18 protein-coding genes are annotated in these 24199 nt (G+C 64.3%); 6 read left to right on the forward strand and 12 right to left on the reverse strand.

The features are described 5' to 3' along the window. Positions 1 to 436: 436 nt before the first annotated feature. Positions 437 to 1576, forward strand: a complete 1140-nt coding sequence (locus tag C7G41_RS27140) for an MFS transporter (protein ID WP_106945401.1) — start codon at positions 437 to 439, stop codon at positions 1574 to 1576. A gap of 6 nt (positions 1577 to 1582) precedes the next feature. Here the strand turns inward: C7G41_RS27140 and C7G41_RS27145 are convergent, their stop codons facing one another. Next, the gene (locus C7G41_RS27145; protein ID WP_106945402.1) at positions 1583 to 2572 is read right to left on the reverse strand and encodes a tripartite tricarboxylate transporter substrate binding protein; all 990 of its coding nucleotides are present in this window, start codon (positions 2570 to 2572) and stop codon (positions 1583 to 1585) included. 287 nt (positions 2573 to 2859) lie between these two features. On the opposite strand from C7G41_RS27145, the gene C7G41_RS27150 reads away from it, so the two are divergent. After that, positions 2860 to 5700 carry a winged helix-turn-helix domain-containing protein gene (locus C7G41_RS27150; RefSeq protein ID WP_106945403.1) on the forward strand — a complete coding sequence of 947 codons (2841 nt, stop codon included), beginning with the start codon at positions 2860 to 2862 and terminating at the stop codon, positions 5698 to 5700. A 23-nt stretch (positions 5701 to 5723) separates the two neighbouring features. On the opposite strand, the gene C7G41_RS27155 is transcribed toward C7G41_RS27150, so the two are convergent. The 3 genes from C7G41_RS27155 to C7G41_RS27165 all read right to left on the reverse strand — a co-directional run bounded on the left by C7G41_RS27155 (position 5724) and on the right by C7G41_RS27165 (position 9395). Continuing rightward, the gene (locus tag C7G41_RS27155; RefSeq protein ID WP_106945404.1) at positions 5724 to 6662 is read right to left on the reverse strand and encodes an aldo/keto reductase; all 939 of its coding nucleotides are present in this window, start codon (positions 6660 to 6662) and stop codon (positions 5724 to 5726) included. 94 nt (positions 6663 to 6756) lie between these two features. Beyond that, the gene (locus C7G41_RS27160; RefSeq protein WP_106945405.1) at positions 6757 to 8253 is read right to left on the reverse strand and encodes an MDR family MFS transporter; all 1497 of its coding nucleotides are present in this window, start codon (positions 8251 to 8253) and stop codon (positions 6757 to 6759) included. Continuing rightward, positions 8250 to 9395, reverse strand: a complete 1146-nt coding sequence (locus C7G41_RS27165; protein WP_106945406.1) for an HlyD family secretion protein — start codon at positions 9393 to 9395, stop codon at positions 8250 to 8252. Before C7G41_RS27165 ends, C7G41_RS27160 begins: the two co-directional genes overlap by 4 nt. A gap of 143 nt (positions 9396 to 9538) precedes the next feature. Between C7G41_RS27165 and C7G41_RS27170 the strand changes: the two genes are divergently transcribed. After that, positions 9539 to 10162 (forward strand): TetR/AcrR family transcriptional regulator, encoded by a 624-nt coding sequence (locus C7G41_RS27170; RefSeq protein ID WP_106945407.1) that lies wholly within the window; start codon positions 9539 to 9541, stop codon positions 10160 to 10162. Positions 10163 to 10427: 265 nt separating this feature from the next. Here the strand turns inward: C7G41_RS27170 and msrA are convergent, their stop codons facing one another. The 7 genes from msrA to C7G41_RS27205 all read right to left on the reverse strand — a co-directional run bounded on the left by msrA (position 10428) and on the right by C7G41_RS27205 (position 15876). After that, positions 10428 to 10943: a peptide-methionine (S)-S-oxide reductase MsrA gene (msrA, locus tag C7G41_RS27175; RefSeq protein WP_106945408.1), complete on the reverse strand. Its 516-nt coding sequence runs from the start codon at positions 10941 to 10943 to the stop codon at positions 10428 to 10430. Between the two features lie 37 nt (positions 10944 to 10980). After that, positions 10981 to 11415, reverse strand: a complete 435-nt coding sequence (locus tag C7G41_RS27180) for a cupin domain-containing protein (protein WP_106945409.1) — start codon at positions 11413 to 11415, stop codon at positions 10981 to 10983. Positions 11416 to 11440: 25 nt separating this feature from the next. Beyond that, the gene (locus C7G41_RS27185; protein ID WP_106945410.1) at positions 11441 to 11863 is read right to left on the reverse strand and encodes an OsmC family protein; all 423 of its coding nucleotides are present in this window, start codon (positions 11861 to 11863) and stop codon (positions 11441 to 11443) included. Positions 11864 to 11975: 112 nt separating this feature from the next. Continuing rightward, entirely contained in the window at positions 11976 to 12824 is an 849-nt protein-coding gene (locus C7G41_RS27190; protein ID WP_106945411.1) for an enoyl-CoA hydratase/isomerase family protein, read from the reverse strand. Between the two features lie 62 nt (positions 12825 to 12886). Further along, complete coding sequence (locus tag C7G41_RS27195; protein WP_106945412.1) at positions 12887 to 14200, reverse strand: epoxide hydrolase family protein; 1314 nt, start codon at positions 14198 to 14200, stop codon at positions 12887 to 12889. A 233-nt stretch (positions 14201 to 14433) separates the two neighbouring features. Continuing rightward, positions 14434 to 15171, reverse strand: a complete 738-nt coding sequence (locus C7G41_RS27200) for a VOC family protein (protein WP_106945413.1) — start codon at positions 15169 to 15171, stop codon at positions 14434 to 14436. A gap of 33 nt (positions 15172 to 15204) precedes the next feature. Then, positions 15205 to 15876 (reverse strand): sensor histidine kinase, encoded by a 672-nt coding sequence (locus tag C7G41_RS27205; protein ID WP_106945414.1) that lies wholly within the window; start codon positions 15874 to 15876, stop codon positions 15205 to 15207. A gap of 334 nt (positions 15877 to 16210) precedes the next feature. On the opposite strand from C7G41_RS27205, the gene C7G41_RS27210 reads away from it, so the two are divergent. Further along, on the forward strand, positions 16211 to 19054 hold the full coding sequence (locus tag C7G41_RS27210; RefSeq protein WP_106945415.1) for a winged helix-turn-helix domain-containing protein: 2844 nt from the start codon (positions 16211 to 16213) through the stop codon (positions 19052 to 19054). 118 nt (positions 19055 to 19172) lie between these two features. After that, positions 19173 to 19880, forward strand: a complete 708-nt coding sequence (locus tag C7G41_RS27215) for a hypothetical protein (protein ID WP_106945416.1) — start codon at positions 19173 to 19175, stop codon at positions 19878 to 19880. 31 nt (positions 19881 to 19911) lie between these two features. Here C7G41_RS27215 and C7G41_RS27220 read toward each other — a convergent pair whose 3' ends face one another. Next, complete coding sequence (locus C7G41_RS27220) at positions 19912 to 22794, reverse strand: winged helix-turn-helix domain-containing protein (RefSeq protein WP_106945417.1); 2883 nt, start codon at positions 22792 to 22794, stop codon at positions 19912 to 19914. A gap of 354 nt (positions 22795 to 23148) precedes the next feature. Between C7G41_RS27220 and C7G41_RS27225 the strand changes: the two genes are divergently transcribed. Further along, complete coding sequence (locus tag C7G41_RS27225; RefSeq protein WP_199198639.1) at positions 23149 to 24132, forward strand: helix-turn-helix domain-containing protein; 984 nt, start codon at positions 23149 to 23151, stop codon at positions 24130 to 24132. Positions 24133 to 24199: the final 67 nt, after the last annotated feature.

Raw genomic sequence — 24199 nt, forward strand, 5'->3', positions numbered from 1 at the left:
CGGAGCCGGAAACTTACAGACGAGACGAAGCCTAGCAGCGCCGCTCGTCGGAACGAAGCCTTGGGCTCACGGAGAGCAATCCGCCCTGCCCACGCCTCTCGCACCCGAACGCTGCCGCGTCCACCGCAAGCCCGGCTCGCGAACGTGACGACCACAAGATCGCCCCTCAAGGATGAGCCGGGATAGGCGACACATACGCTAAAACCGAATTTCGGTAAAGTGGAATATTTTTGTCGGCGTGGCTTGACACCGGTTCAGGTCGGGACGTCAAGGTGTTTCGTCCGATGGCGCAGCTCACCGGCGCGCCGAGATGCCGGTGACGAGCCAAAAGCCCTGGTGGCCGCTTGCGACACTTCGAGTCCGCCGCGGACATAAAGACGCAACATTTTCGGGGCTTGTCGATCGTCCTGCCCTATTCCACCTCCCCGGAGTTCCCATGTCTTCTGCCGACAGGCCGGCGACACGCCTTGCGACCAGACTTGCCTTCCTCGTCGCGGGCTTCGGCGTCGCGTGCTGGGCACCGCTGGTCCCGTTCGCAAAGGCGCGGCTCGCCGTCGACGAGGGCATCCTCGGACTGCTCCTGCTCAGCCTCGGCATCGGCTCGGTCGTTGCGATGGTTCTGACCGGCGTGCTGAGCGCGCGCTATGGCAGCAAGCCGATCATCATTGCGGGCGGGCTCGGTCTGGCCCTGGTCCTGCCTCTGCTGACGATCGCGAGCTCGCCCATGACGCTGGCGCTGGCACTGCTCGCGTTCGGCGCCGCGCTCGGCTCCATCGACGTAGCCATGAACATCCACGCGGTTGAGGTGGAGCGCGCCGCGGGACGTCCGCTGATGTCCGGCTTCCACGCGCTGTTCAGCATCGGCGGCTTCGCCGGATCCGCGCTGATGACCGCACTGCTCTCGCTGCAACTCGGGGCGCTCGCTTGCACGCTGATCTGCTCCGTCCTGATGCTGATCGCGACGCTGGCGGCCTGGCCGCGTCTGCTTCGCTCCGTGCAGGTGCAGGAAGGACCGCTGTTCGTGCTGCCGCATGGCTCCGTGCTCCTGCTCGCGCTGCTTTGCGCCATTACCTTCCTCGTCGAAGGCGCGATGCTCGATTGGGGCGCGCTGCTCGTCATCGGCGCGGGCCTCGTTTCCGAAGCGCAAGGCGGGATCGGCTACATCGTGTTCTCGGTCGCGATGACGATCGGACGGCTCGGCGGCGACGCTGTCGTCGCGCGCATCGGAGACCGCACGACATTGTTCTGGGGCAGCCTCATTGCGATCGCGGGTTTCGTGGTCCTGCTCACCGCTCCCGTCGTGACGGTCGCCGTGGCCGGCTTCCTGCTGATCGGCCTCGGTGCATCGAACCTCGTGCCGGTGCTGTTCCGCCGGGCGGCGAGGCAGACGGTGATGCCCACGGGACTTGCCGTCGCGGCGATCACGACCGCAGGCTACGCCGGCGTTCTCGTCGGCCCCGCCGGTGTGGGCTTCGTAGCGCGCCTTGGCGGATTGACGATGGCGTTCTGGCTCCTGGCCGCGCTGATGGCCCTCGTCACGCTGACGGCGCGCATTGTCACGCGCGCCGACGGCTGAACGGCCTCACAAATTGCTCAGCCCGATCGATTTGATCAGGGGCGCGAGGCTTGCGGATGTAGCCTCGACGATGCGCCGGAATTTGTCCGGGCTAGAATCATTGTCCGGCTCCATGCCCTGGGCGCGATAGCTTGCCAGAAGCGCCGTATCGGCCATGGCGAGCCGCGTCGCCTGCGCGATCCGGTCGATGATCGCATCGTCGGTGTCCTTGGGTGCGAACAGACCGAACCATCCCTCATAGCGAATGCCGGGCATGCCGGATTCGACGGCGGTCGGGATCTCCGGCGCGCCGCTCAGCCGCGTTTCGGTGGTGACCGCAAGCAGCCTGATTTTCCCCGCTTGAGCCAGCTGCTGCAATTGAACGGACATGACGGCAATGACGAGCGATATCTGGCCGCTGACGAGGTCGTTGGTCGCCTGCGCGATGCCGCGATAGGGTACATGGACGATGTCCAGCGCGCCGGCCTGCTGCTTGAAGGATTCGCCGACCAGATGGTTTCCGGTGGCGATCCCCGGCGTGCCGTAGGACAGCTTTCCCGGATTGGCTTTCGCATAGGCGATCAACTCGCGCAAATTTGCGGCGGGGATCGAAGGATTGATCGCGAAAACCAGCGCGCTGTTGATCAGGCGGTAGACGGCGCGGAAATCGCCAACGGAATATCCGGGATTCGCCGACGTCATGGGAATGATGACCTGCGTGCTGCCGTTGCCGAGCAACAGCGAATAGCCGTCGGGCTCCTCGCGCGCGACCGCCGCGGTCCCGATGGCGCCGCCCGCGCCGCCGATATATTCGACGAAGGTCGGCCCGAGCAGCGACGGCATCCTGTCCACCCAGGGACGCGCGATCTGGTCACCCGATCCGCCGGCTCCGTAGGGAATCACCAGGCGAATCGGACGAGACGGATAGTCGGCGGCTTGTCCGGTGCGGGGAAGCGCGGCGAGCGCCGCTGCGCCCGACAACGCATGCACAAATTGTCGCCGCGTGAAAGAGGCCATGCTGGAAATTCCGGAAGTCGGCAGTCAATGTGGTGGCGGGACCGGCTCCCGGACCAAGCCATCGCAGTAATCCAGCATCACAGTCAATCCTCCATCCCGACGAGCCCCGGCATCATCGCATGGTCGCGCCGGCCTAACTCTTTATTTTTCAAGCATTATTTCGGCGAGCCCGCCGGCCGTGCAGGGCTGTCAGCCCTGCCCACTGCTTTCGGCCAGTTTACTGTACGCCTCGTTCTGGTAGAGCAGAAAGTAATACTTTTTGACTCCCTTCGAGGGGGCGATGGCGCGTGCCAGATCGTAGCGAAGACTCGGCCATTTCCTTTGGGCCATTTCGACTGTTTCCGAAGTCCCGGCTCTTGGAGAAGGAGGGCTCGCCGCTTCATGTCGGCGGCCGCGCGCTCGACATTCTCATCTTCCTTGCCGGACGCCCCGGAGAAGTCGTCGACAAGAGAGAGCTGGTCAAGCGCATCTGGGCCGGCGTCAATGTCGACGAGGGCAGCTTGCGCTTCCACGTCGCGGCGCTGCGCAAGGCGCTCGGCGACACCGGCAAGTCGGCCCGCTATGTCGTCAACGTGCCCGGCCGCGGCTATTGCTTTGTCGCCTCGTTCGCTCAAGCAGCCCCGCCTGCGGTCTCGGCCGCGGCCGAAATCGCCCCTCCCCGCTCCCTGCCCGCTGAACTCACCAGGATGGTCGGCCGGGAAGACGTCATCGAGAAGATCTCGAACGGACTTTCGCTCTATCGCTTCATGACCGTCGTCGGCCCGGGCGGCATCGGCAAGACCTCGGTCGCCGTCACGGTCGGGCATCGGCGTTCTCAGGATTTCGGCGGGCGGGTCTTCTTTGTCGACTTCGGTCCGCTGAGGGATGCCAGTCACATCGCGACCACTATTGCTTCGGCGCTCGGACTGACCATCAGCGCGGAGGATCCGACGCCGGCTCTCCTGACGTTTCTGAAGACCGGCCCGGCCCTGCTGATCTTCGACGGTTGCGAACATGTGCTGGATCAAATGGCGCCGCTCGTCGAGCATATCGTTCGCGAGGCACCACAGCTTCGTGTTCTCGCAACCAGCCGCGAGTCGTTCCGCAGCGAAGGCGAGCGGATTTTCCGTCTATTCCCGCTGGATTGTCCGCCCGAGCGCGAAGGGATTGCTGTCGACGAGGTCCTTGCCTACCCCGCGGCTCAACTCTTTGTGGAGCGCATTGCGCAGAGCTCGGGCCCGTTCCAGCTCAGCGCGGAAGAGGCGCCCCTCGTCGCAAGCATCTGCCGGCGCCTCGACGGCATCGCGCTGGCGATCGAGCTCGCGGCAGGCCGCGTCAATGCTTACGGCATCGCCGGCACGGCGTCCCTGCTCGACAGCCGTTTTTCGCTGCAATGGCGCGGCCGGCGCACCGCCGTGCCACGGCACCAGACGCTCGCCGCGGCTCTCGACTGGAGCTACGACCTTCTGCCTCCCGTGGAGAGCGCCACGCTGCGACGCCTGTCGGTCTTTGCCGGGCCTTTCGCCCCGGAGGCAGCTGCGGCGGTCGCGTCCGGTGACGGCCTCAACGCATCCGAAACTCTCGAAGCAATCGACAGCCTGGTGACCAAGTCACTGATCTCGCCGTCCGGGTCGCGGACGCTGCGCTATCGGCTGCTCGACACCACGCGCACTTATGCGCACGGAAAACTCAACGAGCTCGGCGAAGCCAGGCAGTTCGCGCGGCGTCATGCCGAGCATTTTCGCGATTTCTTCGAGCGCGCGGAGGCGGATATTTCGACGCCGCTGCCCCAATGGCTGAGCATCTATGGCGCGGAACTGGACAATGTGCGCGCGGCGTTGGACTGGGCCTTCGGGCCCGACGGCGAGGCAAGACTCGGTATCGCGCTGACGGCGGCCGCGGTCACGCTGTGGGTGCGTCTTTCGCTGTTCGCGGAATGCCGTGAGCGCAGCAGAACGGCGCTCGCGGCGCTCGCAGACACCGCCGACGACGACCGCATCCGCATGCAGCTCCTGTCGGCGCTCGGATGGTCGCTGATGTATGGCGAGGGCCGCGCGCGCGAGGCGCGGCCGATCCTCGAGACGACCCTCGAACTGGCTGACAGGCTCGACGACAAGGATTTCCGGCTGCGCGCGCTCTGGGGCTTGTGCATTGACCAGTTCAACAACGGACAGTTCGGCAAGGCTCGTGCGCTCGCCGATCGCTTTGCGAACGCAGCCGCGAGCTCGCCCGACAAGACCGATGTCATGCTGGGCGACCGGCTGATGGCCGTGGCGCTGCACTATCTCGGGGATCAGAACGAGGCTCGGCTGCGCATCGACCGGGTCAATGCATCGCTGCATCTGTTGGCGGAGAAGCCGAAAATCTTCCCGCTCGATTTGAGAATATCGACGCAATATTTCCGGGCTCGCATCCTGTGGATTCAGGGCCTGGCCGATCAGGCTCAAGCCCTCACCGCCAGAAACATCGAGGAAGGCCGCGCCAACGGTCACGCGCTGACCTTCTGCAGCGTGCTTGGACAAGCCGCCTGTCCGATCGCCTTCTGGTCCGGCGATTTCGACGCCGCGGAGCGTCACGGCGCCGAGCTGCTCGAACACACCGAACGCCACGCGATCCGGCTGTGGGGCCTGTGGGCTAGGGCCTTCAATGCCGCAGTCATGGCAAAACGCGGCGACGTCGCAACCGGCCTGCCGTTGCTGCGCGAGGAGCTCAATCGCGCCGGCGATGCGCGCTTCCTGCCGCGCTTTCTGCCCCTGCTCGGCGAACTCGCCGCGTGTTCCGGAGAGGCCGACCAGGTCGATCGCGGCCTCGACGTGATCGAGGATGTCCTGACCCGATGCAACGACCGGCAGGAGCTCTGGTATCTGCCGGAGCTGATCCGCATCAAGGGAGAGTTGATGGTCAGGAGCGCCCGGCATTCAGAAGATGCCGAGGCGCGCTTTCGCGAGGCCCTGGACATTGCCGGCCAGCAAGGCGCGCGTTTCTGGGAGCTGCGAAGCGCGGTCAGCCTGGCGCGGTGCATGATCGGCGCTGGCCAGACCACGGAGGCCTCGGCAATTCTGGAACGCGCATGCGGGCCGTTCACCGAGGGTGCCGACATCGCCGATATCCGCAGCGCTCGCGATTTGATCGCGCAGCTCCGGGCTTGACGCGTCGGCTGGCCGGCGGCGATTCATCCAGCCCGCGGAATGAATCCAGGCACGCCGGTCTCGACGACCGTGTTGAACCTGATGTTTGTCGTGATCTGGTCCCGCAGCTCTCGCATGGCGTCTTCGGGCAAGGCCGAAATATCGAAGTTCTCCTGGATACGCCGAGGATTGGTCGAAGTCGTCAGGAAAGCCGTGCCGCGCTGGACGGCCCACGCCAGCGCAATTTGAGCCGGTGTCTTGTGTAGGCGCTCCGCGATGGCAGTGATCACCGGATCGGCCAGGAGGTTCGGCTTCATGGCGTGTCCCAGCGCTGCAAACGCCTGCAACACAATTCCGTGCTCTCGACAGAAGTCGAGCAGGTCCCATTCAGGAAGATACGGATGCGATTCGACTTGCACCATGGCGGGCCTGATCCGCGCGACCGCAACGATCTCGCGCAGCTTCTCCAGGGTGATGTCCGACAGACCGATCGACTTGCAGTGCCCCTCATCGACAAGGCGCTCCAGCGCGCCCCATGTCTCCGCCAACGTCACGCCTGAATCATAGATGACTTGACTGCGCGCGTCTCGCGGGTCCTGCTCGTCGCCGGGTTGAAAGGCAAAGGGCGTATGGATGATGTAGCAGTCGACATCGTCGAGCTGCAGCCGCCGGCGGCTGGCGTCGAAGGCAGGTCTGACCCGCTCCGGCCGATGATTGGTGTTCCATAGCTTCGTCGTCACGAACAGGTCTTCGCGCTGAAGCGTCCCCGCCTTGAACGCGTCCTGGAGCGCGTCGCCGACCGCGGCTTCGTTGCGGTAGCGCTCCGCACAGTCGAGATGTCGAAATCCGGCCTCCAGTGCAGCCCTGGTGGCCTGCCTGGTCACGAGCGGATCCGGAATGAGCGTACCAAATCCCACCGCGGGAATCGCTCCCGACGCATGAGTGGAAATCCTTGTATGACGAAGCGTATCGGACGTATTCATGCTGATGCTCCCTTGTTTGTCCTCGGCTCCCGCACAAGCGGGGGACGAGGTGATCGAAATTGACGATGCGATGCCGTTCCACGACTCCCGGGCGTCAACCGGCGGGCCGCGGCTTGCGGAGAAAGAACACGAGCGGGATCACGACGAGCATTGCGAACATCAGGATCTCGAACTGGTCGATGACTGCGACCGTGGCTGCCTGACGCGTGACCATGCCGTTGAGCGCGGCGAGGCCCGGCTTGCCGATCGAGCCCCCGAAATAAGCAGCGACGCGGTAGGGCGTGAGGTTCTTTGCAAGTGCGATGTGCACGGCCTGCGTGTTGGCGTAGAAGAACAATTGAACCATCGCGATGCCGATGGTGCTGCCATAGAGCCGCGACAGGTTGATCAGCGCACTGCCTTCCGGGCGAAGCTTCGGATCGAGCGTGCCGAACGCCGCCCTGGCGAGCGCCGGCAACAACATGCCGATACCGGCCCCCTGGAACAGGCCCGCCCCGACCACCGGCCGCCAATCCATCGCCGGTGAATAGCCGAGCATCAGCCAATTGGCATAGACCACCAGCGTCATTCCACCCACGAGGAATGGCCGGGTATCGACCTGCGCCGGAACAAGGCTCGTCAGCACCAGCGCTCCCACCAGCGCCACGCCGCGCGGAATGGTCATGTAGCCCGTGGTGTCGACCGGGTAGTTGAGCAATTCCTCCAGCATGGGGGACGTCAAGGCCAGGGTCGGCAGCAGGACGAAGCCGAGCGCAAAGGAGATCACGGTCGAGAGCACGAGATTGCGATCCCGCAACAGCGCCGTGCGGAGAAAATGCTCTTTTGTCGTCATGACGTGGACGATGAAGAGATAGAAGCCCAGGATCGACGCGATCGCTTCGACCCAGATCTCCGTCGAGGCGAACCATTCGAGGCGCTCGCCGCGGTCGAGCAGCATCTGCAGCCCGATCATGCCGACGGAGAACGTCGTCAGGCCGAAGAAGTCGAAGGACTGGCTTCGCTGCGCGCGCTTCTCGCTCAGCAACTGGGCCATCGTCAGGAAGATGAAGACGGCCATCGGCAGGCTGACATGGAAGATCGACGGCCAGCCGTAATATTCACTGAGCCAGCCGCCGATAGCGGGGCCGCTGCTGATGCCGAGCAGAGAGCACACGGTCCACGCCAGGCTCATGCGCGCATGTCGCGGCGGCGGCGTCACCTCGAGAAGGATCGCCAGCGAAAGCGGCGCGAGCGGTCCGCTTGCCAATCCCTGGAGGATGCGGGCCAGCACGAACTGGATCGACGTCGTTGCCAGCGTGTCGAGCACGAGACCCAACACGAAGATTGCGATAGCGGTCTGATAGACCGCCTTTCGGCCATAACGTCCCGCCAGCCATTGCGTGATCGACATGGTCACGGCGCTCGCGGCGATATACGAGGAGAACACCCAGCCGACCTCGTCATTGGCCATCGACAGCGTCGCCTGAATGTGGGGCAGCGCAGCGTTCGGGATCGAAATGTTGACGGCCTGCATGTAGGTCGCCATGAGGGCGGCCGTGGCGATCGCGTGATGACCGCCGGGCGCAGCAGTTGATGGGAGGGGCGTACTCATTTGCCCTCAGTCGCGAGCGCGGATTGGAGCCGATGGGGCCAGGTGCGGCGATAGCCGGTGTCGACCCGCGCCGTGACGCTGATGCCCGAGAACAGCGGCCGGCTTGCATCAAGGTCGTCGAGTTCAAGGCGCACCGGCAAACGCTGGACGACCTTGACCCAGTTTCCGGTGGCATTCTCGGGTGGCAGGATCGAGAAGTCCGATCCGGTGCCGGGACTCATGCTGACGATATGCGCCCCGAATTTGCGATCCGGATAGGCATCGACCTCGATCGTCGCCTCCTGCCCCGGACGCATGTGGGTCAATCCGGTCTCGCGAAAGTTCGCCTCGATCCAGACATGCCGGCTCGACATCAGCGAGAACGTGGCTGCGCCGGCATTGACGAAGCCGCCGATCTGCAGATCGTCGACCTTCGTCACAATACCGTCGTCGGGCGCCGTCACGGTGGCATAGGAGAGATCGAGCCGGGCACGGTCGAGCTGCGCCCTGGCCGCGCGAACCGTTGGATGGCGATCGACGTCGATATCGGCATCGCCATTGAGCGCGACGATCGTGTTGGCGATCTGCTGTTCGATCGACGCCATGCGGTGGCGGGCGACCTTCATGTCCGTCTCGGCCCGCTCATAGACCGCGCGCGGAGTGAAGTCTGAAGCGACCAACATCTTCTTGCGGCCGAACTCACGCTCGTCGAAGGACGCGGATTCCCTGGCCGATTGCAGTTCCGCCTGCTGCTGACGGTAGGTCGCCTTGAGCGAGTCGATCTGCAGGCGCGCACTGCCAAGCCGGGCCTCCGCCTGATCGACGGCAATCTGGTAAGCCTCCGGATCGATTCGAAACAGGACCTGGCCCTGCCGAACGCGCTGATTGTCCCGCACGGCGATCTCAACCGCCTGGCCGGAAACCCGGGCGTTGATGGTCACCTTGGCGGCGCGAACGAATGCATCGTCGGTCGAAACATATTGCTCCTGGGCCAGATACATGGAGGCGCCGAACGCGGCCGCGATGATCGGCACTGCCAGCATCAAGGGGCGGCGCAGCCGCCTCACGAACTCGGGTCCGAGCAGCTGCCCGACTGCTTCGCTTCCGCGGAAGCTCGTGCGATCGCCCCACCAGCCGGCGATTGGCGCAAAATTGAACGACATTGGAGGCCTCACCTCTATTCAATTACCTAACGTTCGTTACAAATACTATCCCACGGATCGGCAATCAAGGCTCCGCCTCTTGATTTTTATAACGACCCATACAAATATCTGTAACGACGTACGGCAGCCGAGGTTTTGACGACATGACGCAAAAAAGAAGCGAAAAGAGCCCTGCTCGGCGAGGGCGGCCACCCGCCTATGACGCACAGGCAGCCCTCAAGCAGGCAACCGAGACCTTTTGGAAGACCGGCTACTCTGGAACTTCCCTCGACAAGGTGGCTGCAGCCACCGGGATGAGCCCCCCGAGCCTCTATGCGGTCTTCGGCAACAAGCACGCGCTCTATCTCGAGGCGCTCGCGCGTTATTGGGAGATCAGCCTTACTGCGACGCGCGCGGCTCTCGCGGGAGACCATCCCCTGGCCGAGGCGCTGATGCTCGCCTATGACGCAGCGCTGTCGATCTATTTTTCGGGCAAGGGACGCGCGCGCGGCTGCTTTGTGGTCGGGACCGCAGTCACGGAGGTCGCGGAAGATGAGGCGATCCGGAAAAGTGTCGCGGCGGGACTTCGCGCGATCGACGCCGATTTCGAGGCACGATTCCGCCTCGCTCAGGACAAGGGTGAGTTGAAGCGCGATGCCGATCCCGCAACGCTTGCGATCCTGGCTTCGGCTACGATGCACACCATCGCGATCCGCGCCCGTGCCGGCGCGTCCCGCGCCGAACTGAGGGAGGTTGCCCGGAAGGCGGTCAATGTGATCTGCGGATGACGGGAGATGCGGCGGGCCGCAACGCATTCTCGAGACTCGAAAACTGCCGCCGGCACGCGAAGGGGATAGGTCACACATTTGCGTTCCCGCGCTTCCGTGAAAAGCAGGCGAAAGTCCCCAAACGAAGCACAAGTGTTTTCGCGCACCGTCGGCACCGACGATGACAGCATCGTAGATTGATCGATGACCTCACGGGCCTCGGTGGCAACCGTACGCCCGGCGGCAGTATGCTCTATGCCTCAATCCGCCTCTGCGAAGCTGCAGCCTAGCCTGCCGCTGCAGCCCCGCGCCGCGGCAGCTTCCAGTCGGGCCGGATGAAGTGGCAGGTGTACCCGTCAGGATAACGTTCGAGATAATCCTGATGCTCCGGCTCGGCTTCCCAGAACTCGCCGGCGGGCGTCACTTCGGTCACCACCTTACCGGGCCACAGGCCCGACGCCTCGACGTCGGCGATGGTGTCTTCGGCAATCCGCTTCTGCTCGTCGGTCGTATAGAAAATCGCGGAGCGATAGCTCGTGCCCCGGTCGTTGCCCTGGCGATTGAGCGTGGTGGGATCGTGGATCTGGAACAGGAACTCCAACATCGTCCGGAAGCTGGTCTTCGCCGGATCGAAGATGATTTCGATCGCTTCGGCGTGGCCTTCATGGTTGCGGTAGGTCGCGTTCTTCACCGAACCGCCGGTGTAGCCGACACGGGTCGAGACCACGCCGGGCTGCTTGCGCATGAGATCCTCCATGCCCCAGAAACACCCTCCGGCCAAAACTGCGCGTTCCGTCGTCATTCGATGCTCCATTCGTTCCGTCGCGATCCGTAAGGCCTCATTGCGTCGTTGCATGCAGGCGCGGGTCATCATGGTCGTCGTGATACTCTAGGCCCAATGGGCCGATGGCAGAAACCTGCGTAACGTATTCGCCGGACTTCGCCCAATGAAAATGCCAGGTCTCGCCGGGCAGCACGATAACACTGCCCGGCGGATAAGCCTTCACTTTGTCGCCATCAAAAATCTCGCCGAGCCCGATGTAGAACACACCCGACATGACCGTGTAGATCCGGTCCTCCGGATGCTTGTGCGGCATCAGCCTGGTGCCGCCCGGCACCTTCACCCGGACCACGTAAGGTCCGGGCTCAGTGGGACTGCCGACCATCACGGCCAGCCGCGCCCCGGGCGGAAATGCGGGGAACGGCTGCCACGCGACGTCCTCGGGCAAAATCGCCCGGAACCTGTCTTCATCCGGCTGATGTTGGCGGGGCATGACGGCAGTCCTGGTGTGTGCTGAGCTAGGTCAGCTTGGCGTCGAGCGTGATCTCGGCGTTGAGCACTTTCGACACGGGACAGTTCTTCTCGGCCTCGCCGGCGATCTTGGCGAAACCTGCGTCGTCAAGGTTCGGCACTTTCGCGCGCAGCGTCAGCGCCGATTTGCTGATCTTGAAGCCTTTGCCTTCCGGCTCGAGGCTGACCGCGGCTTCCGTCGAGAGCTCGTCCGGCGTAAAGCCGGCGAGCTGCAGGCCGAACGCCAGCGCCATGGTGAAGCAGCCGGCATGGGCCGCCGCGATCAATTCCTCGGGATTGGTGCCCTTCTCGTTCTCGAAGCGGGTCTTGAAGGAATAAGGCGTCTGGGCGAGCACGCCGGATTCGCTCGATAGCTGACCGGTGCCATCGCGACCGGTGCCCTTCCAGACTGCTGTTGCCTTGCGGATCATCTCAGTTCTCCATGTTTGATTGTTTTAGCACCGGCGCTCGGTACCGGACGAAAGCGACATTCGCACGACCGCCTGTCATCATTCCAACCGGCCGAACGCCGCAACAGTTCCGCTAGCCACCGATCTGTCCGACGTGGAAGCCGAGCCGGTTCTCGACGTCGCCGGCGCGGTGGAAGCCGCGCGCCATCAGCGCCTTGATGCGGGTCTGGCTCGCGGGGCGGCTGAGCGAAGCCAGGAACGCGTCCCATTCCGGCTTGATCTCGACATCCGGCGGCAGGCTCGCAACGTCGACGAGGCGCTTGGTCTCGGCAATCGCCTCCTTGTCGAAGGACGCGATGCGCATGGCCAGCGCCTCGACGAAGCCGTCGAGCTCGGCATCCGGCAACGACCGGTTCACATAGCCGTAGCGTTCGGCGAGATCGCCGTGGATGTCGTCGGCGCCGAGCAGAACTTCGAGCGCGCGGCCGCGTCCCATCAGGCGCGGCAACCGCGCCATCGGCCCGCCGCCGGGCACCAGGCCCGCACCGACCTCCCATTGCGACAGGATCGCCTTTTCGCGGCTGGCAAAGCGCATATCGCTCGCGAGCGCGAGTTCGCTGCCGACGCCGGTCGCACGGCCCCTGATCGAGGCAATGGAGACGACCGGCGCACGGCTGAGACGCACCAGCATGTCCGGCAGTGCCTGCAGGCCGGTCGGGCCGGGCGGGATCCGAAGCGAATCCTCCAGCGGAGCGAGGAAGTCGTAATGCGTGATGAAGAAGCCTTCGACGGCACTGTCGAACACCACGACCTTCACATCGGAATCGCTCTCGATCGCTGTGACGACGTCGTCGAGAAGCGGGAGCTGCTTGGGGCCGAAGATATTGACCGGGGGCATGTCGAAGGTGACACGCCAATACGACGGCAGCCGACGCTCCAGGCGGATTTGGTCGGTCGTAAAAGTGCGTTCGGGGCGGTTCATGATTGGATTCCTGGTCTGTGGGAAAAGAGGGGAACGCGCGGAAGTGCGCGTCCCCGCAGGTCTCAGATCGACTGACGCAGCGGTCGGAAGGCGGTGCGCATTTCCGCGCAAAACAATGCGGGCTGCTCCCAGGCCGCAAAATGGCCGCCCTTGTCGAGACGGTTGTAGTGCATCAGCTTGGGATAGGCCTTCTCGGTCCAGCTGCGCGGCGCGGCGTAGATCTCGTCCGGGAAGACGCTGACGGCGACCGGGATCTTGATGTGCTTGGGCTCGAAGAACACCAGCTTGTTCTCCCAGTACAGCCGCGCCGACGACACCGCGGTGTTGGTGAGCCAGTAGAGCGCGATGTTGTCGATCACGTCGTCCCGCGACAGACCTTCCGTCTTGCCGTCGAACACCCGGGCGATCATGGCGGTGCTGCGCGCATCATGGTCGAGCATCCAGGACGCGAGGCCCGCCGGCGAATCCACCAGGCCATAGAGCGTCTGCGGCCGGTTGGACATCTCGATCGCGTAGCCGAGACCATGCTTGTAGAAATCATCGAGCTGATCGTAAGCGTAGCGCTCGTCGGCCGAGAGGTTCGACGGCCGCGATCCGCCGGGCTGAAGCGCCTTGGCGATGTCATCAGGAACGGTCGCGGGCATGTTGGTGTGGATACCGAGCAGTTCCGGCGGCGCGATCACTGCCATCTGCTCCGTTACGGCATTGCCCCAATCGCCGCCTTGCGCGACATAGCGATTGTAGCCGAGCCGCTTCATCAGCACGATCCAGGCCCGCGCGACGCGCTGGGGGTCCCAGCCCAATTCCGTCGGCTTGCCGGAGAAACCGTGACCAGGCAGCGAGGGGATCACGAGATCGAAGGCGTCCGCCGCCGTCGCGCCGTGTGCGGTGGGGTCGGTGAGCGGGCCGATGATCTTCATCTGCTCAATGATCGAACCGGGCCAGCCATGCGTGACGATCATCGGCAAGGCATTCTCGTGCCTGGAGCGGACGTGAATGAAGTGGATGTCGACGCCGTCGATCTCGGTGACGAATTGCGGCAAGGCATTCAGCCGCGCTTCCATCTTGCGCCAGTCGTAACCGTCGTGCCAGTAGCGCACGAGCTCTTGCACCGTCGTCAGCTGCACGCCCTGCGATTGATCGGCAACGATCTCACGATCCGGCCAGCGCGTCGCCGCGAGACGGCGGCGGAGATCGAGCAGATCCTGCTCGGGCACGCTGACGTGGAACGGGCGAACCGCCCCACTCACGCCAGCCTTGGCGGAATGCAGCGGCAGCAGGCTCGATACGCTTGCGGCGACCGCGGTCATCGCGGCCTGGCTCAACAGTTGACGGCGGTCTGGATTGAGAATGTCGGTCCGTGCTTGCGTGGTCATATTCGATCTCCCTGACTTTGATCGGTGACGCTGACCGAATTCGAAATCAACGCGTCGGTTCGTCATGCAGAGAGATTGGCGCAGGCCCCGGCAATTTGCTCGTTATGGGTTGTTAGACCGCGTTAGCCGTTGCGAGCCGCGATGCGCGCCGCCAAAGCAACACGGCGCGCGATGAGCTCCGTCATCACGCGCCGCCTCGGCTTGCATCAGTCGACGAATCCGTGCCGTCCAGCTCAGGATGGCAGCGGCTGGCCCGCCTGCTCGCGGACCATGTAATCGGCGTACCAATCGGCCCAGTTCTCGTCGTGCCCGCCGGTCCGCTTTTCGTGCTCGCCATGTGCCGCCGCTGCGCGGCGCAGTGCTGCGGCCAGCGCAGCCTGCGAAGCGAATGTCGTGCCGTCGCCCGCGATCCGTCCCGGCAATCGCGTCGTGACCTCCTGGAACAGCCAGCCATTGCCGTCGGGATCGCTGAACGAGGCAAATGAGCCGTAGCTGCCGCGCTTCGGGTCAGCACCGCTCACCCGAACGCTGCCGGAGAGATAAGGCTCATCGGTTCCGGCGTGAGCATCGCCGGCACCATGGAATGGAGCACCGACCTCGATGCCGCGTTCGAGCAGATCCTCTCGCGCCGCCTCCAGATCGGAGACGATCAGGTACAAGCCTCGCACCGAGCCCGGTGCAGCCGCCGTCACGTTCCTGCCGAAAATCACCGAGCAGGCCGAGCCTGGTGGCGTGAACTGGATCACGCGCCAGTCATTGCCGGAGGCAAAATCGGCGTCCAGTCGCCAACCGAGACGCGCGTAGAAGGCCTTGGCGCGATCGACATCGGACACGGGGATCACGATCACCTCGAGCCTCTGATCAACGCCACGCAATGTCGAAGGCTTGTTCGCAGACTTGTTGGAAGGCTTGTTGGAAGGCTTGTTTGAAGGCTTGGCCGCGGCGTCGCGGTCGATTTCGGTGGTAGCCATGTCGAACTCCCTGGGTTGGATTCAAGACGAGCTTCAAGCAGCTGCGATCGGCATCGCGATCGTTACGCGCGTGCCCTGTTCTCCCGCCTCGCCCTGCAGCCGGGCGTGAATGCTGCGTGCGAGTCCTTCGAGAATCCGGCTGCCGGTGCCCTGAAGCGGTCCAGTCGCGCCGATCCCGTTGTCGGCGACCGTGCAGAACCAGGCACCATCGCGATTCGCCATCTCGATGCGGATCAGCGCATCGTTCCTGTCCGGGAAGGCATGCTTGGCCGCATTCGTCACCAGCTCCGTCAACATCAGCGCGAGCCGATGGCATTGCGACGCCGGCAGCGTGCCGCTTTCGATCGCCGCCTCGCAACGGATGCCCGCCGGCTCCAGCACCGCCTCGGAAATCGCTCCGCACAGGTTTTCGAAGAAGGCCGCCACCGGGATCGCCGTATGGTCGTCATTGTCGGACAAGAGTTGATAGAGCCTGCCGAAGGCGACGATGCGCCGCTCGAGCCGGTCCGCTGCAAGCGACACGTCCCTGGTACCCGACCGGGTGAAATCGCGGCGGACTGACGCACCCAATATCGTCAGCGTGTTCTTCATCCGATGGTGGGATTCCCGCAGCACGAGCTCCCAGTCACGCGACTGATCGTCTAAACTGGCCACAAGCTGAGATCGAACGACGTCGTCATTCGGCCGAGCATTGATACCGGACATCGTAGCCTCCCCGTTGGAATTAACGTCAAACTCGGAACGGATACTGGATGCAGTTCGCCCGCATTGCTCGTTAGACGTTGCAAGTTTTTGTTATGATGGCGGTGCGACGACGGGGGCTCCAAAGCGCGGGCTGGGCGGTCAAGCACGCTGCCGGGTCGCTCCGATCGCTTCGAGATGCTCGCGTTTGAGCACAATTTGCGACGGATCGTCGCGCGCGATCGGCCAATTGCCGGCACCTTCCACGCGATTTCGCCACTTTCGGCCAGTTTACTCAGAGTTCCCTTCTGGTAGATCAAAGTGCAGAGTTCAGCTCTTTCACTGGAATGATTGGCCCGTGCCGGACACTAACGACCAGGATTCGGCCATTGCTTTCGGGCCGTTCCGGCTGTTCGCAAAGACGCGGCTGCTCGAGAAGGACGGCGCCCCGGTTCACCTCGGCGGCCGTGCGCTCGACATTCTCGTTTTTCTCGCCGAGCGCGCCGGCGAGGTCGTGGACAAGCGTGAGTTGATGCGGCGGGTCTGGGCCGACGTGAATGTGGACGAAGGCAGCCTGCGCTTTCACATCACGACGCTGCGCAAGGCCTTGGGCGATCCGAGCGAAGGCTCCCGCTACGTCGTCAACGTCCCCGGACGGGGTTATTGCTTCACGGCCGCGCTGCTCCGGGCCGCCCCATCGGAGAACCGGACCAGCCCGCCCGTTGCTTCGCCGCGCTCGCTGCCCTCGCCGCTTTCGAAGATGATCGGGCGGGACGATGCGGTCGAGAGGATTTCCGCCGAGCTTGCGCAACATCGCTTCGTCACGATCGTCGGCCCCGGCGGAATCGGCAAGACTTCGGTCGCACTGGCGGTCGCGCATCGCGAGTTCCAGGCCTTCGGCGGCCAGGTGTGTTTTGTCGATTTCGGCGCACTGAGGGAGACCCGGCTCGTTGCGGGAACGATTGCGGCCGCGCTGGGCCTGACAGTCAATTCCGACGACCCGATGCCGGGGTTGCTGACGTTCCTGCGCAACCGGCGGATGCTGTTGGTCTTCGACAGTTGCGAGCACATCCTCGACGATCTCGCCCCCCTGGCCGAACGCATCGTCCGGGAAGCGGGCGAGCTGCATATTCTCGCCACCAGCCGCGAATCCTTCCGTGCCGAAGGTGAGCGTGTCCATCGGCTGTTTCCACTGGATTGCCCGCCACAGCGCGACGGGCTCGGCATCGCCGACATCCTTGCTTATCCCGCAACTCAGCTCTTCGTGGAACGCATTGCGGAGAGCTTGAGCGAGTTCGAGCTCAGCGAAGAAGATGCGCCGCTCGTCGCCGATATCTGCCGCCGGCTGGACGGCATCGCGCTCGCGATCGAGCTCGCGGCCGGGCGTGTGAACGCCTATGGCATTGCCGGGACCGCCTCGCTGCTCGACAGCCGTTTCTCACTGCTATGGCGCGGGCGGCGCACCGCTGTCCCGCGGCACCACACCCTCAGTGCGGCGCTCGCCTGGAGCTATGATTTGCTGCCGGCAACCGAAAGCGCAACGCTGCGCGGATTATCGGCGTTCGTCGGGCCGTTCACCCTGGAGGCCGCGCTTGCGGTCGCATCCTGTCAGGGCATCGGCGAGGCAGAAGCCGCCGAGGCGATCTCCAATCTGCTCTCAAAATCGCTGATCGCGACTTCCCCTGCGGAGCGGCGGCTGCGCTATCGCCTGCTGGATACGACGCGTGCCTTCGTCGCCGAGAAGCTCGTCGAGAACGGCGAAGCTGACCGCGTCGCACATGCCCACGCCGAATATTTCCGCGACTTCCTTCGCGACATCGCCGTCAAATCCACGGGCATGCAGACCGCGGGCGGCTTCCTTCCCTATGCCGACCACCTGCCCAATGTCCGGGCCGCGCTGACCTGGAGCTTTTCGGACGGCGGAGACCGAACGATCGGCGTGGATCTGGCGGCTTCAGCGGCTCAGTTCTTCCTCGAGCTGACATTGCTGACGGAATGCTACCGCTGGACCCAGCAGGCGCTGGCGTTGCTCGACGCGAGCGCGGTGGATGGCCGCCATGAAATGATCTTGCAGGCCGCGCTCGGCGTCTCCGCGATGTTCACGCAGGGCAATACCGAAGCGGTCCGCTCGGCATTCACGCGCAGTCTCCAGCTTGCGCGGGAACTCCAGGATCTGCACTGGCAGCTCTGGCTGCTGCGCGGATTGCACATCTACCTCACCAGGGTCGGAGATTTTCACGGAGCACTCGGAACCGGTGAACAGGGCGAAAGCGTCGCGCGGAAGCTGAACGATCCCGCCAGCACGCTGAACGTGGAATGGATGCTGGGCGTCGCCCATCATTTGATCGGCAACCAGGACAAGGCGGTGCAGCTCTGCGAGAGCGCGATGTTGCATAATCCCGGCTCGCAGCGGCTGAATATCGGGCATCTCGGCTATGATGACCGCATCGTCGCGCTGGTGGCGCTGGCGCGCGGGTTGTGGCTCACCGGCCGGCCCGATCGTGCGATCGAGGCGTCCCGATACACCATTCGCGAAGCCGAGCTGCTCGAGCAGCCGCTCACTCTCGGTATTTCCTTGATCTGGACCATCTACGTGTTCCTCTGGGTCGGCGACTTGGCCAATGCGGAAATCCTGATCGAGCGGCTGATCGATCATTCCGCGCGGCATTTCCTCGGGCCCTACCACGCGGTCGGCATCGGCCAGAAGGGTGAGCTGCTGCTCCGCCGCGGCGACGTAGCCGCCGGGATCGAGCACCTCCGCCGCAGCCAGGCCACGCTGTACGCGACGCGACACCGGATCATGACGACGGTGTTTGCGACCGCGCTCGCGGAGGGACTCGCGGCGCAGAACCAAGCCGACGAAGCCTTGCAGACCATCAATGACGCCATCGCAGAGATCCCCGAGCATGGCGAATCCTTCGACATGCCCGAGATGCTCAGGGTCAAGGGCGACATCCTCGCCCGGTCGGGCAATGCCGCGGAGGCCGAAAGCTGCTTCCGGGACTCGCTCGATCTGTCGCGCCGCCAATGCGCGCTCGGCTGGGAACTGCGGGGGGCCATCAGTCTCGGCCGGGTCTGGCGCCAGGCCGGAAAAGCCGGAGACGCACGTGCCCTGCTCGCCCCGCTCGTCGCGCGGTACCAGGAGGGCCTCCAGACCCGTGATCTCGTCGCCGCCAGGGAGCTCCTTACGGCGCTGAATTGAGAGTATCTTCAACGGGATACCGTAAAAATATCCGCTCGCAACTCCTAACAACTTCTAACACGCCAAGCCGCATCCGCCCCGCCATGGTGGTGTCACTTCACGGTGGATATGGCGGGACATGGCGCTTCTTGACGATGTAATTGATGCCAGCGGCGGACTCGCTCGCTGGAATAGCTTGAGCCGGTTCACGCTTCACCTCTCCGTCGCCGGAACGCTGTTCTCCAGCACCGGACATGCCAGCGAGTTCAAGGACGTGACGGCGGAGGGCTCGACCCGCACGCAGTCGGTCCGCTTCACCGGCATCACCGGCGGCGAACACTCCGGCTCTTTTCAGCCGGACGCGATCACGATCGAAAGCCTCGAGGGTGAGATCCTCAGGACCTGGCGCAATCCGAGCCTTGCGTTCACCGAAACCGGTTCGCCCACGCTCGCGGACGAACTGCATCTCGTCTTCTTTTGCGGTGTCGCGATCTGGAATTATCTGACCAATCCATTCCTGCTCGCCCATCCCGACGTGGTGGTGGAGGAACTGCCACCGTGGCAGGAGAACAACGAGTCATGGCGGCGGTTGCGCGCGCAGTTCCCGCCGGGGCTGATCACGCTCGCGCCCGAGCAGATCTTCTATTTCGACGAGAACGCGTTGCAGCGGCGGACCGATCACGATCTCTTCGGAATGAAGGTCGCGCATTACTCCTGGGCCCATGACAGCTTCGGCGGCATCGTGGTGCCGACGCTCCGACGCGCGCAGACGCTGCGGCCCGACGGCACCGTGGTCGCCAAGCCCGTGCTGATGGACGTCGAGATCTTTGACGCCGTCTTCGAGTAGCAGCCCGCGCGAAAAATTCGCTTCGACTTGATCAGGCCGCCGGCTCGTTCAGCATGCTCCGTGCCGCCCTGAGATCGGCGGTCTCGAACCCTTCCGAGAACCGGGCATAGGTTTTGGCGAGCTGTTCGAGTGGATGTTGCACAGGCTGCCGGATTCGAAGCCGCGCCAGCGACATCTCGGCTCGCAGCCGCCAGGATAACGCGCCCTGCTGTTCGGCGAGCGAGATCGAGGCGACGAGATCCGCCTCGGCCGCGTCGAGATTGCCGCCATAGGCCTCCAGTTCTCCTCGGAGACGGAGCAGCTCGGGCATGTCGAAGCCGCCGCCTTCCTGCTCGACCCGCGCAATGGTTTCGTGAACAACTTGAATGCCTTCCGTCAATCGTCCCAACGTGACCAAGCCTCGGGACAGATCCGCGGCGAATGCCGAGGCATAGAGCTCGTAGCGATCGGCGTGCAGGCGTGGAAGCGCACTCCGCATCAGGTCGACGCCGCCGGCGACCTCGCCCCGAGCGATCATGCTCTGCGCGCGAAACCCCGCCGCGACGGCTTCGTAGGGCACGAGTCCGTGCATGCTCGCATGGGCGGCCAGACGATCGGTCATCGCCTCGACTGACGACCAATCGCCGAGCCAGCCGAATACCGAAGCGGCCCAGCATAATGCGATACAATGCATGACCACGTCCTGCGGCGCTGACGCGCCGACAAGCGGCCGGACGCATTCAAGCGCGCGATCGGGAAAGCCGCGCAGCCATAGCACGCGCGCGAGCGGAATCTGCGGTGTGCGTGAATAGGCGAAATGCCCAGGTTGGGTCCCGCGGAGCGCAGCGTCGTCGCGCAGGCCCTGGTCGAGATGGGCTTGCGCCTCGGCCTGGTCTCCGGCGAGGTGATATGACACGCCGAGCAGCGCTTTGCTCCCGGCGATGCCCGCAGTATCGCCGATGACGCGGGCAATCCGCTCGGCGTGAAGCGCAGTCGGCACCAGATGCCGATAGCGGCCGGTGCGGCGATAGAACATGTTGAGCCGGGACAACAGCCTGAATGTGTTGGCGTGATCGGAAAGCGCTTCCGCTATTTCCAGCCCGCGCCTGAGCGCCGCTTCCGCCTGCTCGCTGTTGCGCTCGGTGAACATGAAGGCGTGACCGAGCGTCGACTGAAGCTCGAGCTCCCATCTGCCGCCCCGATCGGCCTCATCGAGCATTGCGAGTGCGCGATCGGACCAGATGCGCGCCTCGTTCAGCAAATTGAGGTCGACGAACAGCCTTGTGCAGCTGCCCGCGAGCGGCACACGCAAGCCGGTGCCTTCGTCGTTGGCGTAACTCCATTGCAGCGCAGCGCGGGCATCGGCGACCAGGCTCGCGCGTTCCTGCGAACGTGACGCATGATCGCTGCCCTCCTTGTCCTTCATGCCCGCTTCGAGCGCGCATTGAACATAGCGAGCGTGACGGTACGCGATCTCGGCCAGCTGTCCACCGTCGGCCAGTTTCTGCAGGGCATAGGCGCGCGTTGCGTCAAGCAAGCGATAGCGCCGCGATGCACCGTCCGGCTGGGTGGAAACCAGCGACTTCACCACAAGTTGCTCCAAGGCCTCGACGACGCGATCCTCCGGCATCTGCGCCCCGGCCGCGACCGCTATCACGCCCTTCAACGTGAAGTGACCTGCGAAGACGGCGAGGCGCTGGAATACGATCCGCTCGCTCTCGCCGATCAGACCGAAACTCCAGTCGAGCGTAGCGCCAAGCGTCTGCTGCCGCGGCGGCGCCGTTCGCCGCCCGCGCCATTCGAGCTGCAGCCGGTTCTCGAGCAGCGCCGCCATCTCGCGCAGTCCATAGAGACCGACACGTGCGGCAGCCAGCTCGATCGCCAGCGCGATGCCATCGAGCTTGCCGCAAATCCGGGCCAGGACCTCAGCATCCTCGTCGGTGATGTCGTCGCGATGCCCGGCCGCGACGGCGCGATCGACGAACAGGCGCACAGCGGGATAAGCCAGCACCTCGCCGGCACTGAGGCGGGTGCCCTGCGGCGGCCCAGAGAGCGAAACGAGCTCGAAAATCTGCTCGCCTTCCACCAGCAGCGACTCGCGGCTGGTTGCGAGGATGACGATGCCCGGCGCCTCCCGGTAGATTTTTTCTGCAAGACGCGCGACCTCCTCGATGACGTGCTCGCAGCTGTCGAGCACGAGAAGCAGCCGCCGGCCCCGCAGGAGATTGACGATGCTGGCCGAGGGATCATCGTGGTGCACGACGAGGCCCAACGCTGCGGCAACCGTGCTCGCGACCAAGGCCCCGTCCTTAAGCGGACCGAATTCGAGGAAATGGACGTTGCCGTCGAAGCTATCGCACATCTCGTGCGCGACCGCGGTCGCAACGGTGGTCTTGCCGATGCCGCCCGGCCCTCGCAGCGTGACGAAGCGATCGCGGAGCAAGCGGGCCGCCAACTCGGCCACTGCGTCCTCCCGCCCGACCATCCGGTCCGATCGGCGCGGCAGCGAGGGTGGCGGCGCGGCCCTTTCGGGCGCACGCGACGCCAGCGCGGACACCTCTGCGCGCTCGCCGCGCCGCACCGGCGCGACGAAGCAATAGCCCCGCCCCGGAATGGTGGTGATGTAGCGGGCACCATCCTTTCCATCGCCGAGCACCTTGCGCAGCTCCGCAACATGGACGCGCAGGCTGATCTCCTCGACGGAGAGCCCGGACCACGCATAGGCGAGAATCTCGTCCTTCGGGACCACTTCGCCGGCGCGACTGACCAGCAGCCGCAAAATATCCATCGCGCGGCTGCCGAGCCTGACCGGCAAGCCATCCTTCTCCAGCAGCCGCGACCGAAGCGAAAATGGCCCGAACGCGACGGTATCGAAATCGAGCATCGTCGCGGCGTCGCTGCCGCGGGAGCCGTGTCCCGCCGAGAGCTCGGTCACTTCTGACTCATCCTGACAGCTGCTCCATGGAAGTGCGGCGCGACTATACCCGGCACTGGTGCTAGGTCCAGCGAGGGCACCGCACAGAACTCACACCGCCGCATCGATCTCCACGGGATTTTCTGCGCTCTCCCCAGTCGGGTCGGAGATGCGCAAATATCTGATAAAATTTGAAAAAAAGACGCTTCCTGAGACGGGATGTCGCACCTGATGCGGTCCCACAAAAACTAACACATCCTAATCACCACTAACGAGCTTGCAGCGCAGCTCACCCCTATCCTCTCACCATCGAAAACGCGGGGCTTTGCGCGTTTGCTGGTCGCAAACAGCGGAGAAAGCCCGGGAGGACGAACGATGTTGACCAATTTGCAGGCGGCTGATGCCTGGATTGAATTTCCGGGCGGCTTGGAGGATTGCGAGATCCCCCAGGCAACACAGGCGATCATTCGGGAGCGTCAATGGCGTCAGATCGATCCGCGCGCGGGGGTGGCCGCCGAGGACATCGCGATCTCGCGATGGGAAGACCCGCGGAGCATCTCGTCGCACCAAGCGACGACGCCTGAGGATCGCTATTTCGCCGGCATCGCCCTCAAGACCACGCGCGCGAAACTCACCCGGGATCGCCAGCTCATTTTCGACGGGACCATGCCTGCGGGCACGCTGTATCTCACCGCGCCGTCGAAGCCCCTCGCCGTACAATTCCAGTCGCCATGCGCCTTCCTGCACTTTCACATTTCCGCGGATCATTTTCCGGCGCAATTTTCCGGAACCGAGGGATTGAATGATCTCGTGTTGTTGCGCGATCCGCTCGCAGCCGAGCTTGCCAAGGCACTGATCGATCTTGGCGACGCCGCGGATCACGAGTTTACGCGCTGCATTGGCCAAACCCTTGCGATGCATCTCGCGCGCCTGGAAGTGCCGCGCGCCAGGGTCAATGCCTTGCCGAAATGGCGGCTGCGGCGCGTCGAGCAGTATGTCGCCGATCAGTTTCACCGCTGCATCAGCCTGTCCGAACTCGCCAATGTCGCCGGCCTGTCCAGAATGCACTTTGCGGCGCAATTCCGCGCCGCGACCGGTTATCGCCCCCGGGAGTATCTGCTCAATCACCGGGTCGAGCAGGCCAAGACGTTGCTGGCAACCACCGAGCGGCCGCTGGCGGAGATCGCGCTTGCCGTCGGCTTCAGTACGCAGGCGCATTTTTCGACTGTGTTCAAGCGCATCAGCGATCAATCCCCGGCACGGTGGCGCCTCGCCAGCAGGGGCGAACGGCGTGAGGTGCAAGCAGTGCCGCCGCGTCGTCCTTCTACGGAGCGGGGCTGGATCAGCGCAGCCGCATAAGCATCCGCTCGCGCCCTCATCCTCCCGGGCCTGCGAGCCACTCGGGGCCGTCCCTGCACCCACACGG

This window comes from Bradyrhizobium sp. MOS002, from assembly GCF_003020115.1.
GTDB lineage: Bacteria > Pseudomonadota > Alphaproteobacteria > Rhizobiales > Xanthobacteraceae > Bradyrhizobium.